Raw genomic sequence first — 15,492 nt, forward strand, 5'->3', positions numbered from 1 at the left:
CCCGCCATGATGCGCCCCCTCAGAACGGCTTGACGACCACCAGGATCACGATGGCGATCATCAGGAGCGTCGGCACCTCGTTGAGCACCCGGTAGAATTTCGGGCTGCGGGTGTTCCGGTCGGCGGCGAAGTCCTTGACCATCCGCGACAGCCAGCCGTGGATGCCGCTCATCGCCAGAACCAGGGCGACCTTGGCGTGGAGCCAGCCCTGCGTATAGGCGCCGCTCATCACGGCGAGGGCGATGCCGAAGATCCAGGTGGCGATCATCCCCGGCAGCATGATCGCCTTGGCGAGGCGCCGCTCCATCACCTTGAAGGTCTCAGCCGTGGCCGAGCCCGCCGGCAAAGCGGCGTGATAGACGAACAGCCGCGGCAGGTAGAGCATCGCCGCCATCCAGGCGATGAGCGAGATGACGTGGGCGGCCTTGATCCAGAGATACACGGTGGGATTGTTCCTGTCGGAGGAGGGTCGATCGCTTAATTCAGATCATCCCACCCGCGACCTCATCCTGAGGTGCGAGCGAAGCGAGCCTCGAAGGAGGGCTCCAGCAATCACCGCGATATCTGGAGGCGTCCTTCGAGGCCCCCGCTTCGCTCCGGCACCTCAGGATGAGGTCGCGGCTGGGAGAGAGCAGGAGCGTGCGTGGTGCGATGCCTCCACCCCTCACCCCCGCAGCCGCGCCAGCATCCGCTCGACATGCGCGATCGGCGTCTGCGGGGTGATGCCGTGGCCGAGGTTGAAGATGTGGGGCGTGCCGGCGGTGGCCTCGCGGATCGCGTCCACGGCGGCGTCGAGGCCTGCGCCGCCCTCGATCAGGGTCTCGGGGTGGAGGTTGCCCTGCGTGACCGCCGAGGCCGGCAGGCGGGCGCGCAGAGCCTTGAGATCCACCGCCCAGTCGACCCCGATCGCGTCGGCACCGGTCTCCGCCGCCACCCGGGCGTGGCCGTCGAGGCCCGAGCCGCGGGCGAAGACGATGACCTTGGCGCCCGGCACCCGGGCGCGGATGCCCGACACGATCCGGGCGATCGGCCCAAAGCTCCAGCGCGCCAGCGCGTCGCCGGCCTCACCCGCCGGCACGTCCGGCAGGCTGCCGGCATGGCTCTCGAAGATCTGCACCGCGTCGGCGCCGGCCTCGAACTGGCGCACCAGGTACTCGGTCGAGACCGTGACGAGCCGGTCGATCAGGGCGTCGAGGAGGGCGGGGTCGCGGGCGGCGAGCGCCCGGGCGGGGCCTAAGTCCGGCGTGCCGCGCCCGCCGATCATGTAGCTCGCCACGGTCCAGGGGGCGCCGCAAAAGCCGAGCAGGGTCGTCTCGGCCGGCAGCTCCGCCCGCAGGCGCGAGACGGTCTCGAAGACGGGGTTGAGGTGGCGCATCACCCGCGGGTCGCCCGCCTCGATCAGCGCGTCGAATTCGGGGCGGCCGGCGAGCGGGTCGAGGCGGGGCCCCTCCCCTTCCACGAAGCGCACGTCCTGGCCGAGCGCATGGGGCACCACCAGGATGTCGGAGAAGAGGATCGCCGCCTCGAAGCCGAAGCGGCGGATCGGCTGCAGGGTGACCTCGGTGGCGAAGTCGGGGTTGTAGCAGAGGTCGAGGAAGGAGCCGGCCTCGGCCCGCACCGCCCGGTATTCCGGCAGGTAGCGCCCGGCCTGACGCATCATCCAGGCCGGCGGCGGCGACAAGGCCTCGCCGTTCAGCACCCGCAGGAGCGGCCGCTCCGCGCCTGTCCGTCCGGCTCCCGCGGTCCCGCCCATGCCTCAAGCCCCCCGAAAACCTTAGGACCGCCACACCGGCGGCCCGCTTCCCTATGCCGAGAACCGCGCGCCCGCGCCAGCCCGGCGCGTCGTCGCGACCCGCGACGAAACCCGTCCCCAGCCAGGCCTCTGAAAAGAAAAGAGAGATTCTAGGAATCTGTTTTTTCTATTGGGGGCAGGCGTCGCGGGGCTCCAGCCCCGTCCACAGCCCGTCCCCACCGCCGGTACGTTAAGAGGCCTTTAACAGATTTGCTCCATTGTCGAAGGATCGGAAGAGTCGCGAGGGGCTTAGGTCCCGTCCGGCTCGACTCAGGCGTCCCACGTCCCGGATTCTCCCACGGGCGGTCCGCCACGAGTGTTAACGGCCGGCCTGTTGAGGCGCGAGGCCGTTAACCCACAGGCCTCCCGCCTGGACCTCGCTTCGTCGGCGCATTATCCACACTCATCGACTCCGCGCGGCCGATCGGTGGACGACAGGCCGGGTGTGGTGCGACGCGCGATCGCCTGGCGATCGAGTATCGCTCCAGGTCTTTGATTGTGCTGCATTTTCTCTCGACGAACCGGGATCCGCTTCGTCGAAGAAATGCTTGAGCGACCGCCGCACCCGCGGCGAGCCCGGGGAGCCCGCGTGGTCCGCAGCTACTTCCACCTCCACCTCGTGTCGGATTCCACCGGCGAGACCCTGATCAACGTCGGCCGCGCGGCGGCGGCCCAGTACGAGGGGGTCTCGGCGATCGAGCACGTCTATCCCCTCGTGCGCTCCGGCACCCAGCTCGAACGGGTGATCAACGAGATCGAGCAGGCGCCCGGCATCGTGCTCTACACCCTGGTCGGGCGCGAGCTGACCGAGCGGCTGGAGGAGGCCTGCCGGGCCACCGGCTCGCCGCTGCTCTCGGTGCTGGAGCCGGTGCACCAGCTGCTGCAATCCTATCTCGGCACCCACTCCACGGCCCGGCCGGGCGCGCAGCACATGCTGAACGCGGAGTACTTCAAGCGCATCGACGCGATGAACTTCACGCTCGCCCACGACGACGGCAACCTGCCGCACGACCTCAACGAGGCGGACGTGATCCTGCTCGGGGTGAGCCGCACCTCGAAGACGCCGACGGCGATCTACCTCGCCAATCGCGGCCTGAAGACCACCAACATCCCGCTGATCCCCGGCGTGCCGCCGCCGGCGATCCTGGAGACCCTGCGCCAGCCGCTCATCGTCGGGCTGATCGCCTCGCCGGAGCGGATCGTGCAGATCCGCCAGAACCGCCTGCTCAGCCTCAAGGCCGACGATTCCTCGTCCTACGTCGACCGCGACTCGGTGGCGAACGAGATCGCGACCTCGCGCCGGCTCTTCGCCCGCAACCGCTGGCCGGTGATCGACGTGACCCGGCGCTCGATCGAGGAGACGGCGGCGGCGATCGTCGACCTCCACCGCGAGCACCGGCTCAAGTTCATCGCCGACTAGACCGATGCCGCAGACCTCCTCTCTCTGGCGCGACCCTGAGCCGCTCCTCCTCGCCTCGACCAGCCCGACGCGGCGCATGCTCCTCGGTTCCGCCGGGCTGACCGTGGAGACGCGGGCGCCGGGCGTCGACGAGCGCGCCGTCGAGGCGGAGGCCGCCGGCCTGTCGCCCCAGAACCTCGCCGAGCGCCTGGCCGCCGCCAAGGCGGGTGCGGTCGCCGCACGAGCACCCGACCGGGTGGTGATCGGGGCCGACCAGGTGCTCGACCTCGACGGCACCGTCTTTCACAAGCCCGCCGACCGGGCCGGCGCCGCCGCTCACCTCGCGCGGTTGCAGGGGCGCACCCACGCGCTCCATTCCGCCGTGGCGCTCGCGGTCGGCGGCGCGGTGGCCGATCGTTTCGTCGTCACCGCGCGGCTGACGATGCGGCCGCTCGACGAGGCGGGAATCGCCGCTTACCTCGACGCGGCCGGGCCGGCGGTCACCGGCAGCGTCGGCGCCTACCAGCTCGAGGGCGTCGGCATCCACCTGTTCGACCGCATCGAGGGCGACCACTCGACCATCCTGGGCCTGCCGCTCCTGCCCCTGCTCGCGCGGTTGCGGGCGCGGGGCCTGCTGGCGTTCTGAGACGACTGTCCGATGACGACCCCGCACCCCAGAGCCTTCGTGGTGGGCCACCCGATCGGCCATTCCCGCTCGCCGCTGATCCACGGCCACTGGCTCGCCGAGCACGGCCTGTCCGGCACCTACGAGCGCATCGACGTCCATCCCGACGCCTTTTCGGACTTCGTCCGCAGCCTCCGGGGCGAGGGCTGGGTGGGCGGCAACGTCACGATCCCGCACAAGGAGGCGGCGTTCCGCCTCGCCCAAGTGCTGACGCCGCGGGCCGAGCGGATCGGCGCCGTCAACACGCTGTGGTTCGAGGACGGGCGCCTCCACGGCGACAACACCGATGCGCCGGGCTTCCTCGCCCATCTGGATGCCAGCCTGGGGGCCAGCTGGCCGGAGGCGACGGGCGTCGCCGACGGGCGCGCCACCCTGGTGCTCGGCGCGGGCGGGGCGGCGCGCGCCATCCTGGTCGGGCTCCTCGAGCGCGGGCTCTCCCGCCTGATCGTGGCGAACCGCAGCGCCGAGCGGGCCGAGAGCCTGACCGCCCTCGATCCCGCCCGGATTACCGCGGTTCCCTGGGAGGCGGTGCCGGCCCAGCTTCCCGCCACCGGGCTCCTCGTCAACACCACGGCGCTCGGCATGGCGGGCCAGGACCCGCTCGCCCTCGACCTCGCGCCCCTGCCGATCGAGGCGGCGGTGGCCGACATCGTCTACGTGCCGCTTGAAACCCCGCTCCTCGCAGCCGCCCGGGCTCGCGGGCTCGCGGGCGTCGACGGGCTCGGCATGCTGCTGCATCAGGCGGTGCCGGGCTTCTCCCGCTGGTTCGGCCGCACGCCCGCGGTGACGCCGGCCTTGCGGGCCCGCATCGTCGCCGACCTCGGGGGGCACGGGTGAGCCGGCCCGTCATCCTCGGCCTCACCGGCTCGATCGGCATGGGCAAGAGCGCCACTGCGGCGATGTTCCGCGCCCGCGGGGTGCCGGTCCACGACGCCGATGCCTGCGTGCACGCGCTCTACGGCCCGGGCGGAGCCGCGGCGGCCGCCATCGGCGAGGCCTTCCCCGGCACGCTCAGCCCCGACGGCTCGGTCGACCGCGCCGCCCTGCGCGCCACCGTGCTCGGCGAGCCCGATCGCTTGCGGCGCCTCGAATCCCTGGTCCATCCCCTGGTGGCCCGCGCGCGGGACGACTTCCTCGCGACGCATGCCGCCGCACCGCTGGTCGTGCTCGACGTGCCGCTGCTGTTCGAGACCGGCGGCGAGGCGGGGTGCGACGCCGTCGCGGTGGTCACCGCTCCGCCCGAGGTGCAGCGCGCCCGGGTGCTCGCCCGTCCCGGCATGACCGAGGAGGCCTTCGCGCAGATCCTCGCCAAACAGATGCCCGACGCCGAGAAGCGCCGCCGCGCCGATCACCTGATCGAGACCGACCGGGGCTTTCCCCATGCCGAGGCACAGGTCGATGCGGTGATCGCCGCGGTGACGAAGCCGGCCGGTTAACGCTTCCTCGCTACACCGGTCCCAACCGTTCTCTCGAAGGGAGCCGCACGATGCTGCGCGAGATCGTCCTCGACACCGAGACCACCGGCACCGAGGCCAAGACCGACCGGCTGATCGAGATCGGCGGGATCGAGCTCCTCAACCACATCCCGTCCGGCCGCGAGTTCCACCGCTACGTCAACCCGCAGCGGCCGGTCTCGGAGGGCGCGTTCCGGGTCCACGGCCTCTCCGACGCCTTCCTCGCCGACAAGCCGCTCTTCGCGCAGATCCTGCCCGACTTCCTGGAGTTCTGCGGCGACGCCACCCTGGTGATCCACAACGCCGCCTTCGACGTCGGCTTCCTCAACGCCGAGTATGCCCGCCTCGGCGACAAGGCGCCGCCGGCGATCGAGCTCGCCTCCGTCGTCGATACGCTCGCGCTCGCCCGCCGCAAGCACCCGGGCGCGGCCAACAACCTCGACGCCCTCTGCTCGCGCTACGGCATCGACAATTCCCGCCGCACCAAGCACGGCGCGCTCCTCGACGCGCAGATCCTGGCCGAGGTCTATATCGAGCTGCTCGGCGGCAAGCAGACGACGCTCGGGCTGACGGCCGAGGGCAGTGCCGGCCCGGCCGGTCCCTCCTTGCGCGCCGCGCCGGTCGAGCACGGCCCTCGCCCGACCCGCAGCCGCCTCACCGAGGCCGAGCTGGCAGCGCACGCCGCCTTCACGGCGGGGCTGGGGGAGAAGGCGATCTGGCGGGATTATCTCGGGGAGGCGGGGTGAGGCGCCTGCGGGCGATCTCTACGCATCTTCGTAGAGGTCGTCGATGAAGGCTTTGGTGGCGGGCTCGCGATTAGGGCCGGCCCGTTCCCGGAGCCCATGTGCGAAGGCGATCGACTGGGCGACGAGAACGAGCTTGTCCTTCTCGCTGGGCAGGGCTTGTCGTACCGCCTCGGTCTTGTTGTTGTGCGACCGAGCAGTTCTCATGGAGCGCCCCTTTCCCGGACGACTGAAGCGATAGCGGAAGGAGATCCGGGATCCAGCACAAAAAGTCGCGAAGCGTCCATCCGTCTGCAACGTTGCAAGAGGCGGAGCCGCTTCGCGGCACTTCTCCCCTGGATCCCGGATCTCCTTCCACTTCGTTCCAGTCGTCCGGGAAAGGGCGGCAGAAGCACCCGAAGGTGTTCGCTACTCCGCCGCCTTCATGTAGCTCTCCACCGGCGGACAGGCGCAGACCAGGTTGCGGTCGCCATAGGCGTTGTCCACCCGGTTGACCGGCGGCCAGTACTTGTCGACCCGGAAGGCGCCGGCCGGGAAGCAGGCGGCCTCGCGGGAATACGGCCGCTCCCACGGGCCGATCAGGTCTTCCACGGTGTGGGGGGCGTTCTTGAGCGGGTTGTCGGCCCGGTCCATCCGGCCCTCCTCGATCGCCCGGATCTCGTCCCGGATCGCCAGCATGGCGTCGCAGAAGCGGTCGATCTCGCCCTTGGTCTCGGACTCGGTCGGCTCGATCATCAGGGTGCCGGCGACCGGCCAGCTCATCGTCGGCGGGTGGAAGCCGCAATCGATCAGCCGCTTGGCGATGTCCTCGACGCTGATTCCGGCGCTCTTCATCAGCGGGCGGGCGTCGATGATGCATTCATGCGCCACCCGGCCGTGGGTGCCGGTGTAGAGCACGTCGTAGGCGCCGGTGAGGCGCTTGGCGATGTAGTTGGCGTTGAGGATCGCGATGCGGGTCGCCTGCGTCAGCCCGCGCCCGCCCATCAGCAGGCAGTAGCTCCACGAGATCGGCAGGATCGCCGCGGAGCCGTAGGGCGCGGCCGAGACCGAGAACTCGCGCCCGTCGGTCTCGACGTGTCCGGGCAGGAACGGGATCAGGTGCGCCTTGACGCCGATCGGCCCCATGCCGGGCCCGCCGCCGCCATGCGGGATGCAGAAGGTCTTGTGCAGGTTGATGTGGCTGACGTCGGCCCCGATGTCGCCCGGCCGGGCGAGGCCGACCAGCGCGTTGAGGTTGGCGCCGTCGAGATAGACCTGGCCGCCATGGGCGTGGGTGATGTCGCAGATCTCCCGCACCGCCTCCTCGAACACCCCGTGGGTGGACGGGTAGGTGATCATGCAGGCCGCGAGGTTGTCGCTGTGCTTCTCCGCCTTGGCGCGGAGATCGGCCACGTCGACGTTGCCGTGGCGGTCGGCGCCGACCACCACCACGGTCATGCCGCACATCTGCGCCGAGGCCGGGTTGGTGCCGTGGGCCGAGGACGGGATCAGGCAGACCGTGCGATGCCCCTCCCCCCGCGACAGGTGGTAGGCGCGGATCGCGAGCAGGCCCGCATACTCGCCCTGCGCGCCGGAATTCGGCTGCATCGAGATCGCCGCGTAGCCGGTGATGTCGGCGAGCTTCTGCGAGAGGTCCTGGATCATCTCGGCGTAGCCCTCGGCCTGGTCCTTCGGCGCGAAGGGATGCAGCTCCGAGAATTCCGGCCACGAGATCGGCAGCATCTCGGCGGTCGCGTTGAGCTTCATCGTGCACGAGCCCAGCGGGATCATCGCCCGGTCGAGGGCGAGGTCCCGGTCGGCGAGGCGGCGCATGTAGCGCGTCATCTCGCTCTCGGCCCGGTTCATGTGGAAGATCGGGTGGGTCAGGTATTCCGAGGTGCGCATCAGGCCGGCGGGCAGGCGCGGCTCGGGCCAGGATTCGTCGTAAGTCAGCGCATCGCCGCCGAAGGCGCGCCACACCGCCTCGATGATGTCGGGCCTCGTGCGCTCGTCGACCGTGATGCCAATGCGATCGTTGCCCACTTTCCGCAGGTTGATCCCGTTGGCGACGGCGTTCTTCAGGATCACGCCCTGGAACGGTCCGACCGTCACGGTGATCGTGTCGAAGAAGGCGTCCGGGTGCGTCTCGAAGCCGAGCTGGTCCAAGCCGGCGGCGAGGCGCGTCGCGTCGCGGTGGATGCGCATCGCGATCGCCTTGAGCCCGCGCGGCCCGTGGAACACCGCGTACATCGAGGCGATGACCGCGAGCAGCACCTGGCTGGTGCAGATGTTCGAGGTCGCCTTCTCGCGTCGGATGTGCTGCTCGCGGGTCTGGAGCGAGAGCCGGTAGGCGCGGTTGCCGCGCGAATCGACCGAGACGCCGACGATGCGGCCCGGCAGCGAGCGCTTGTGGGCGTCGCGCGTCGCCATGTAGGCGGCGTGCGGACCGCCATAGCCCATCGGCACGCCGAAGCGCTGCATCGAGCCGACCGCGATGTCGGCCCCCATCTCGCCCGGGGGCTTGAGCAGGGTGAGCGACAGCGGATCGGCCGCCACCACGGCGATCGCGCCGGCATCATGCAGCTTGGCGATCACGTCGGTGAAGTCGTGGGCCGCGCCCTCGACGCCCGGATACTGGAAGATCGCGCCGAACACCGCCTTGGGATCGAGATCGGTGAAGGGGTCGCCGACGACGATGCGCCAGCCGAACGGCTCGGCCCGGGTCTTCAGGACCGCGATGGTCTGCGGCAGGCACTGCGCGTCGACGAAGAAGGTATCGGGCTGGCTGGGATCGGTCTTGGCGGTCGCGATCCGGCGCGCCATGCCCATCGCCTCGGCGGCGGCCGTCGCCTCGTCGAGGAGCGAGGCGTTGGCGATGTCGAGCCCGGTCAGGTCGCTGACGCAGGTCTGGAAGTTGAGCAGGGCCTCGAGCCGGCCCTGGCTGATCTCGGGCTGGTAGGGCGAGTAGGCCGTGTACCAGGCCGGGTTCTCGAAGATGTTGCGCTGGATCGCCGGCGGCATCGTGGTGCCGTGGTAGCCCTGGCCGATCAGCGAGGTCAGCAGCTTGTTCTTGTTGGCGGTGGCGCGCAGGCGCTCGATCGCCCGGCGCTCCGACAGGGCGGCGCCGAACTCGGTCGCTTCCCTCTGGCGGATCCCCGCCGGCAGGGTCTCGTCGATCAGGGCGTCGAGGCTCTCGGAGCCGACCACGTCCAGCATGCGGGCGATCTCGTCCACCGACGGGCCGATATGGCGGCGGTTGGCGAAGTCGTAGGGATCGTACTTGTCCATCGGCATGGAGGGGGTGCCCTGACCGGGGCCGCGTGGGGCGGCTTGAAAGATGTGGCGCATCTCCCCTCTCCCGTGTGGGAGAGGGGTTGGGGGTGAGGGTGGCTCGGCTTCAGAATAGAAGTCGACTGTCGAGCTGCCAGCACGACGCTCGGCGTTTCATGCTGAAGCCGAGCCACCCTGCGCGATCTTCGATCGCCCCTACCCCTCTCCCACACGGGAGAGGGGATCCCGCGCTTGACTGGTGTTGGAACAGATCAGACGAGGATCGGATCAGCCCAAGGATCTCAACCGACGAAGGCGCGGTAAGCCGCCTCATCCATCAGCCCGTCGAGCTGGGACGGATCGCTCAGGCGCACGCGGTAGAGCCAGCCCTCCCCCTGCGGATCGGTGCCGACGCTCTCCGGGCTCGCCACCGCCGCCTCGTTGACCTCGGTCACCTCGCCGTCGACCGGCGCGTAGACGTCGGAGGCCGCCTTCACCGATTCCACCACCGCGGCGGCGGCGCCCTTGGTCAGCGTGGCGCCGACCTTCGGCAGCTCGACGAAGACGAGGTCGCCGAGCTGCTCGGCGGCGTGGTCGGTGATCCCCACCGTCGCCACGTCGCCCTCCAGGCGCAGCCACTCGTGCTCGTCGGTATATTTCAGCATGTGAACGCTCTCCCGTATCAGGAACGCTTGAAGCCGGCGGGGCGGAACGGCAGCGGCACCACCGCGCAGGGCAGGCGCTGGCCGCGCACCTCGGCGAAGACTTGGGTGCCCGGCACCGCGAGCGCGCTCGGCACCACCCCCATGGCGATCGGCCCCTCCAGGCTCGGCCCGAAGCCGCCGGAGGTCACCCGGCCGACCGCCTCGGACCCGTCGGCGGCATCGTAGAGGGCGGCGCCCGCCCGCACCGGGGTGCGCCCCTCCGGGCGCAGGCCCACCCGGAGCCGCGCCGGGCCGTCGGCCAGCTCGGCCAGGATGCGTTCGGCGCCGGGAAAGCCGCCGGCCCGGGCGCCGCCGAGGCGGCGCACCTTCGGGATCGCCCAGGACAGGCCGGCCTCGACCGGCGAGGTCTCGTGGTCGATGTCCGAGCCGTGCAGGCACAGGCCCGCTTCGAGGCGCAGCGAGTCGCGGGCGCCGAGGCCGATCGGCTTGACTTCCGGATCGGCCAGCAGCGCCCGGGCGAGCGCCACGGCGGATTCCGCTGGCAGCGCGATCTCGAACCCGTCCTCGCCGGTATAGCCGGAGCGCACCACGACGCCCTCCTCACCCTGGAACGCGACCTGGCGCGCATCCATGAATCGCATCTCGGCGACGATGGGCAGGTGGCGGGCGAGCGCGGCTTCCGCCCCCGGACCCTGGAGCGCGATCAGCGCCCGCTCGACCGGCTCGACCGTGCATTCGGTGCCGATCGAATCGAGCAGGTGGGCGAGGCCGGCGGCCTTGTTGGCGGCGTTGACGATCAGCAGGTAGTGGTCGCCCAAGTTGGCGAGCATCAGGTCGTCGAGGATGCCGCCGCCCTGCGTGGTCAGGAAGCCGTAGCGCTGGCGCCCGGCGCTCAACCCCACGACGTCGATCGGCAGTACCGTCTCCAAGGCGCGGGCGGCGTCGCCAAGATCGCCGGAGCGGGCCCGCACGGCGATCTGGCCCATGTGGGAGACGTCGAACAGCCCGGCCGCCTTGCGGGTGTGCAGGTGCTCCTTGAGGAGCCCGAGCGGGTATTGCAGCGGCATCATGTAGCCGGCGAACGGCACCATCCGAGCGCCGACCTCCTGGTGCAGCGCGTGCAGAGGGGTCTGGAGCAGGCTGAGGCCGGTGGCCGTGTCGGCGGTCATCGCGAGGCTGTGTCCCGAGGCATGCGCGGGCACGGATGGGCCGGCGACCCCGCATCCCCGGCCGATGCGGTCTCGACGAGGGGAAAGCGATGGGAAGGCCGGCCCCGCACGGCCCGACTCGCGCGGGACCTTAGGACAAAGGTGCCATTGACGCTACCCGCTGGACGTTGCGGGGCGCTCCATGCCCGAGGATCGGAGCTGGCGGCGCAGCCGGTAGCCGGCTGCCGAACGGTTCCGCTTGGTCCACCGCGCTGCGGCAAGATCGACCGCCGATGACCGATCAAGCGAAAATGTTTTGCGCTTGCCCTCGATCCAGCGGCAAACGAAGCAGCTTCTGCCGCGACCGGGGGATTATCCTGGCGCCGTCTTTTGGGAGGATGAAGGCCATGAGCGCGAGCGCCAAGCCGGTCCCGGCCGTGCCGGTCAACGAGAACGAGCGCACCAACAGCCAAGCCATCCTCGGCCCCCGCGGCGTGGCCGATCCGGATCCGGCCGAGACCGCGGACTGGCTCGCCTCGCTCGAATCGGTGCTCCGCCACGGCGGCGCGGCCCGGGCCCGCTTCCTGCTCGACCGGCTGGAGCAGAAGGCGCGGGAGATCGGCGTCGTCGAGGAGGCGCCGCCCTACTCCCCCTACCGCAATACCATTCCGCTGGAGAAGCAGCCGCCTTATCCGGGCGACCTCGCGGTCGAGGAGCGCATCACCTCGATCATGCGCTGGAACGCGCTCGCGATGGTGGTGCGGGCCAACATGGCCTACGGCGAGCTCGGCGGTCACGTCGCCTCCTACGCGTCCGCCGCCGAGATCTTCGAGCTCGGCTTCAACCACTTCTTCCAGGCCGGGGACGCCACGGGTGCGGGCGCCGACCTCGTGTTCTTCCAGCCGCACTCGGCGCCCGGCGTCTATGCCCGCGCCTTCCTGGAGGGGCGGCTCTCCGAGACCAACCTGAAGCATTACCGCCAGGAGATCGCCGGCGAGGGCCTGTGCTCCTATCCGCATCCCTGGCTGATGCCCGAGTTCTGGCAGGTGCCGACCGGCTCGATGGGCATCGGGCCGATGAATGCGATCTACCAGGCGCGCTTCATGCGCTACCTGAGCGACCGCGGGTTGGCCGACACTGCCGGCCAGCACGTCTGGGGCGTGTTCGGCGACGGCGAGATGGACGAGCCGGAATCGATCGGCGCCCTGACGCTCGCGGCCCGCGAAAAACTCGACAACGTCACCTTCGTCATCAACTGCAACCTGCAGCGCCTCGACGGCCCGGTGCGCGGCAACGGCCAGATCATCCAGGAGCTGGAGAGCGTTTTTCGCGGTGCCGGCTGGAACGTCGTCAAGGTGCTGTGGGGCTCGGAGTGGGACGCGATCTTCGCCCGCGACACCAACCACGCGCTCCTGCGCCGCTTCGCCGCCACGGTCGACGGCAAGTACCAGACGCTCGGGGCCAAGGACGGCGCCTACAACCTCGCCCACTTCTTCGGCGAGGACGAGGAGGTGAAGGCGCTCGTCTCCCACATGTCGGACGGCGACGTCGACAAGCTGAAGCGCGGCGGGCACGATTTCCGCAAGCTCTACGCAGCCTTCGCGGCGGCCAAGGCGACCAAGGGCCGCCCGACCGTGATCCTGGCGAAGACCAAGAAGGGCTACGGCATGGGCGGCGCGGGTGAATCGCGCATGACCGCCCATCAGGCGAAGAAGCTCGACACCGACGCCCTCAAGGCCTTCCGGGATCGCTTCGCCCTGCCGCTCACCGACGCGCAGGTCGAGGGGCTGGAATTCTACAAGCCGGACGAGAACAGCCGCGAGCTGCGCTACCTGCGCGAGCGGCGCGAAAAACTCGGCGGCTTCCTGCCCAAGCGCCGTCGCACGGCAGCCCACGTGACGGTGCCGGATCTCTCGACCTATGCCGGCTTCGCGCTCGAGGCCGACGGCAAGGAGATGTCGACCACCACCGCGGCGGTCCGGCTGTTCAGCAGCCTGATCAAGCACAAGGAGCTGGGCCCGCGCGTCGTGCCGATCGTCGCCGACGAGGCGCGCACCTTCGGCATGGCCAACCTCTTCCGTCAGGTCGGCATCTACTCGCCGCTCGGCCAGCTCTACGAGCCGGAGGATGCCGGTTCGATGCTCTACTACAAGGAATCCCGCGACGGGCAGCTGCTGGAGGAGGGCATCACGGAAGCAGGCGCCATCTCGTCCTGGGCCGCGGCCGCGACCTCCTACAGCGTCCACGGCCTCGCGATGCTGCCGTTCTACATCTACTACTCGATGTTCGGCTTCCAACGCGTCGGCGACCTGATCTGGGCGGCGGCCGACCAGCGCGCCCGCGGCTTCCTCATCGGCGCCACGGCGGGCCGCACCACGCTCGGCGGCGAGGGGTTGCAGCATCAGGACGGGTCGAGCCACCTCGTCGCCGCAACGATCCCGAATTGTCGCGCCTACGATCCGGCCTTCGCCTACGAGATGGCGGTGATCCTCGATCACGGCGCCCGCGACATGATGGAGCGCGACGTCGACGCGTTCTACTACGTCACGGCGATGAACGAGAACTACGCCCAGCCGTCGATGCCCGATGGCGTGCGGGACGGGATCATCCGCGGGATGTATCGTTTCTCAGGCTATGGAGATGGTGAGCCGGCTATTCGTCTCCTCGGCTCGGGGGCGATCCTGCCGGAGGTCATCGCCGCGGCGAAGATCCTCGCCGAGGAATGGGGCATCGCCGCCGAGGTCCACAGCGTCACGAGCTTCAGCGAACTCGCCCGCGAGGCTCGCGAGGTCGAGCGGTCGAACCGGCTGAACCCGGGCCTGCCGGCAAAGCGCAGCCTCGTCGAGGAGTCGCTGCCCGGCTCCGCCCCGGTCGTCGCCGCCACCGACTACGTGCGCGCCTACCCGCAGCTGATCGCGACCGCGATCCAGGCCCGCTACGTCACGCTCGGCACCGACGGCTTCGGCCGCAGCGACACCCGCAGCGCGTTGCGCGCCTTCTTCGAGGTCGACCGGCACCACGTTGCGGTCGCGGCGCTCGCGGCGCTCGCCGACGAGGGCAGCCTCGACCGGGCGAAGGTGGCGGAGGCGGTGGCCCGCTACGGCCTCAGCCCGAACCGGCCGGCGCCCTGGACGGTGTGACGGGCGCGACCGAGAAATGTGCGGGGCGCTCCTCAGGGAGTGCCCCGACGAGACACCCGCGCCCGATGAAGCGGACTTAAGCACAATCCGCAGGTTCCCCCTACGGGATTGACGCACCCGAGAAGACGCGGCCTGATCCCCTCAACGCCGGGACCCGAAGCACCGGCCCTGAGGGAGACGCACCGGATGGCGCGAGGCGCTGAGCAGGCCGTGGCGCGGAGCGTCGCGAGGACGGGCCGCGACGGATTCGCGCCCGACGATCCCGTCCGCGCGCGGCTCGACGCCCTGAGGACCGGCCTGGAGGCGGGCCTGATCGGCGCCTCCGGCCTCGTCGAGCGGCTGCTGATCGGGCTCCTCACCGGCGGTCACCTCCTGATCGAAGGCGCGCCGGGCCTCGCCAAGACCCGGGCGGTCAAGCGCCTCGCCGACGGGCTCGACACGGGCTTCGCCCGCATCCAGTGCACCCCCGACCTGATGCCCGCCGACCTCACCGGCACCAATGTCTGGCGGCCCGACGGCGGCCGGTTCGAGTTCCTGGCCGGTCCCCTGTTCCACTCCCTGGTGCTGGTCGACGAGGTCAACCGGGCGCCGCCCAAGGTGCAGTCGGCGCTGCTCGAAGCGATGGCCGAGCAGCAGATCACGGTGGCGGGCATCACCCATCCCCTGCCCGACCCGTTCATGGTGGTGGCGACCCAGAACCCGATCGAGCATGCCGGCACCTTCCCGCTGCCCGAGGCGCAGCTCGACCGGTTCCTGCTCCACGTCGTGGTCGAGATGCCCGACGAGGCGTCCGAGCGGCGCATCCTCGACCTCGTGGAGGGCGAGATGACCGAGGCGGTCGCCCCGATGCCGGTGCGCCTGACGGCCGAGGAGCTGCGCGAAGCCCGCGCGGCGGCGCTCAAGGTCCACGTCTCGCCGGCGCTCAAGGACTTTCTGGTCCGCCTCGTCGCCGCCACCCGCGGCGGGCCGGCGGCGCCGGATTTGCGCGGCGCCATCGAGCATCCGGTCTCGCCCCGCGGCACCCTGGCGCTCATGCTCGCCGGCAAGGCCCGGGCCTACCTGCACGGGCGCGACCACGTCGTGCCGGACGACGTCGTGGCGCTTGCCGGCGACGCGCTGGCGCATCGCCTCGCCCTGACCTGGCGCGCCGCGGCGGAAGGCCAGACCGCCCGCGCCCTGGTGGCCGGCCTGCTCGACCGGGTGCACCCGCTCTGAGG

The 15,492-nt window shown here is 70.6% G+C and carries 13 protein-coding genes; 7 read left to right on the forward strand and 6 right to left on the reverse strand.

The genetic code is table 11. The features are described 5' to 3' along the window. Positions 1 to 19: 19 nt before the first annotated feature. Together DK412_RS21135 and hemE are read right to left on the reverse strand one after the other, a co-directional pair. Entirely contained in the window at positions 20 to 394 is a 375-nt protein-coding gene (locus tag DK412_RS21135) for a CopD family protein (RefSeq protein WP_245447790.1), read from the reverse strand. Positions 395 to 664: 270 nt separating this feature from the next. Continuing rightward, positions 665 to 1,753: a uroporphyrinogen decarboxylase gene (hemE, locus tag DK412_RS21140; RefSeq protein WP_109973565.1), complete on the reverse strand. Its 1,089-nt coding sequence runs from the start codon at positions 1,751 to 1,753 to the stop codon at positions 665 to 667. A gap of 628 nt (positions 1,754 to 2,381) precedes the next feature. Here hemE and DK412_RS21145 point away from each other — a divergent pair. Genes DK412_RS21145 through dnaQ form a run of 5 tightly spaced genes read left to right on the forward strand, consistent with a single transcriptional unit; the run spans position 2,382 to position 6,076 of the window. Then, on the forward strand, positions 2,382 to 3,212 hold the full coding sequence (locus DK412_RS21145; RefSeq protein ID WP_093568700.1) for a pyruvate, water dikinase regulatory protein: 831 nt from the start codon (positions 2,382 to 2,384) through the stop codon (positions 3,210 to 3,212). Positions 3,213 to 3,216: 4 nt separating this feature from the next. Then, positions 3,217 to 3,837 carry a Maf family nucleotide pyrophosphatase gene (locus DK412_RS21150; protein WP_109973566.1) on the forward strand — a complete coding sequence of 207 codons (621 nt, stop codon included), beginning with the start codon at positions 3,217 to 3,219 and terminating at the stop codon, positions 3,835 to 3,837. Between the two features lie 12 nt (positions 3,838 to 3,849). Continuing rightward, positions 3,850 to 4,713: a shikimate dehydrogenase gene (locus DK412_RS21155; protein ID WP_109973567.1), complete on the forward strand. Its 864-nt coding sequence runs from the start codon at positions 3,850 to 3,852 to the stop codon at positions 4,711 to 4,713. Next, positions 4,710 to 5,312: a dephospho-CoA kinase gene (gene coaE, locus DK412_RS21160; RefSeq protein WP_109973568.1), complete on the forward strand. Its 603-nt coding sequence runs from the start codon at positions 4,710 to 4,712 to the stop codon at positions 5,310 to 5,312. Before DK412_RS21155 ends, coaE begins: the two co-directional genes overlap by 4 nt. A 50-nt stretch (positions 5,313 to 5,362) precedes the next feature. Further along, on the forward strand, positions 5,363 to 6,076 hold the full coding sequence (dnaQ, locus tag DK412_RS21165; RefSeq protein ID WP_109973569.1) for a DNA polymerase III subunit epsilon: 714 nt from the start codon (positions 5,363 to 5,365) through the stop codon (positions 6,074 to 6,076). Between the two features lie 18 nt (positions 6,077 to 6,094). Here dnaQ and DK412_RS21170 read toward each other — a convergent pair whose 3' ends face one another. The 4 genes from DK412_RS21170 to gcvT all read right to left on the reverse strand — a co-directional run bounded on the left by DK412_RS21170 (position 6,095) and on the right by gcvT (position 11,156). Beyond that, positions 6,095 to 6,280 carry a hypothetical protein gene (locus DK412_RS21170; protein WP_204165415.1) on the reverse strand — a complete coding sequence of 62 codons (186 nt, stop codon included), beginning with the start codon at positions 6,278 to 6,280 and terminating at the stop codon, positions 6,095 to 6,097. Between the two features lie 201 nt (positions 6,281 to 6,481). Continuing rightward, positions 6,482 to 9,346, reverse strand: a complete 2,865-nt coding sequence (gene gcvP / locus DK412_RS21175) for an aminomethyl-transferring glycine dehydrogenase (RefSeq protein ID WP_109975407.1) — start codon at positions 9,344 to 9,346, stop codon at positions 6,482 to 6,484. Between the two features lie 278 nt (positions 9,347 to 9,624). Further along, complete coding sequence (gcvH, locus tag DK412_RS21180) at positions 9,625 to 9,987, reverse strand: glycine cleavage system protein GcvH (RefSeq protein WP_109973570.1); 363 nt, start codon at positions 9,985 to 9,987, stop codon at positions 9,625 to 9,627. Positions 9,988 to 10,004: 17 nt separating this feature from the next. Continuing rightward, on the reverse strand, positions 10,005 to 11,156 hold the full coding sequence (gcvT, locus tag DK412_RS21185; protein WP_109973571.1) for a glycine cleavage system aminomethyltransferase GcvT: 1,152 nt from the start codon (positions 11,154 to 11,156) through the stop codon (positions 10,005 to 10,007). A gap of 377 nt (positions 11,157 to 11,533) precedes the next feature. Here gcvT and mdeB point away from each other — a divergent pair, with 377 nt between their 5' ends. Then, on the forward strand, positions 11,534 to 14,275 hold the full coding sequence (gene mdeB, locus DK412_RS21190; protein WP_204165416.1) for an alpha-ketoglutarate dehydrogenase: 2,742 nt from the start codon (positions 11,534 to 11,536) through the stop codon (positions 14,273 to 14,275). A 186-nt stretch (positions 14,276 to 14,461) separates the two neighbouring features. Next, positions 14,462 to 15,490, forward strand: coding sequence for a MoxR family ATPase (locus tag DK412_RS21195; protein ID WP_109973573.1), 1,029 nt, complete (start codon positions 14,462 to 14,464; stop codon positions 15,488 to 15,490). Positions 15,491 to 15,492 lie beyond the last annotated feature (2 nt).

Source organism: Methylobacterium sp. 17Sr1-1 (assembly GCF_003173775.1).
Classification (GTDB): domain Bacteria; phylum Pseudomonadota; class Alphaproteobacteria; order Rhizobiales; family Beijerinckiaceae; genus Methylobacterium.

Bases quoted from the DNA above. Each gene is read 5' to 3' on its own strand.
- DK412_RS21135 (WP_245447790.1), bottom strand. From the start codon at position 394: ATGGCGGCGATGCTCTACCTGCCGCGGCTGTTCGTCTATCACGCCGCT.
- hemE (WP_109973565.1), bottom strand. From the start codon at position 1,753: ATGGGCGGGACCGCGGGAGCCGGACGGACAGGCGCGGAGCGGCCGCTC.
- DK412_RS21150 (WP_109973566.1), top strand. From the start codon at position 3,217: ATGCCGCAGACCTCCTCTCTCTGGCGCGACCCTGAGCCGCTCCTCCTC.
- DK412_RS21155 (WP_109973567.1), top strand. From the start codon at position 3,850: ATGACGACCCCGCACCCCAGAGCCTTCGTGGTGGGCCACCCGATCGGC.
- dnaQ (WP_109973569.1), top strand. From the start codon at position 5,363: ATGCTGCGCGAGATCGTCCTCGACACCGAGACCACCGGCACCGAGGCC.
- DK412_RS21170 (WP_204165415.1), bottom strand. From the start codon at position 6,280: ATGAGAACTGCTCGGTCGCACAACAACAAGACCGAGGCGGTACGACAA.
- gcvP (WP_109975407.1), bottom strand. From the start codon at position 9,346: ATGCCGATGGACAAGTACGATCCCTACGACTTCGCCAACCGCCGCCAT.
- gcvH (WP_109973570.1), bottom strand. From the start codon at position 9,987: ATGCTGAAATATACCGACGAGCACGAGTGGCTGCGCCTGGAGGGCGAC.
- gcvT (WP_109973571.1), bottom strand. From the start codon at position 11,156: ATGACCGCCGACACGGCCACCGGCCTCAGCCTGCTCCAGACCCCTCTG.
- mdeB (WP_204165416.1), top strand. From the start codon at position 11,534: ATGAAGGCCATGAGCGCGAGCGCCAAGCCGGTCCCGGCCGTGCCGGTC.
- DK412_RS21195 (WP_109973573.1), top strand. From the start codon at position 14,462: ATGGCGCGAGGCGCTGAGCAGGCCGTGGCGCGGAGCGTCGCGAGGACG.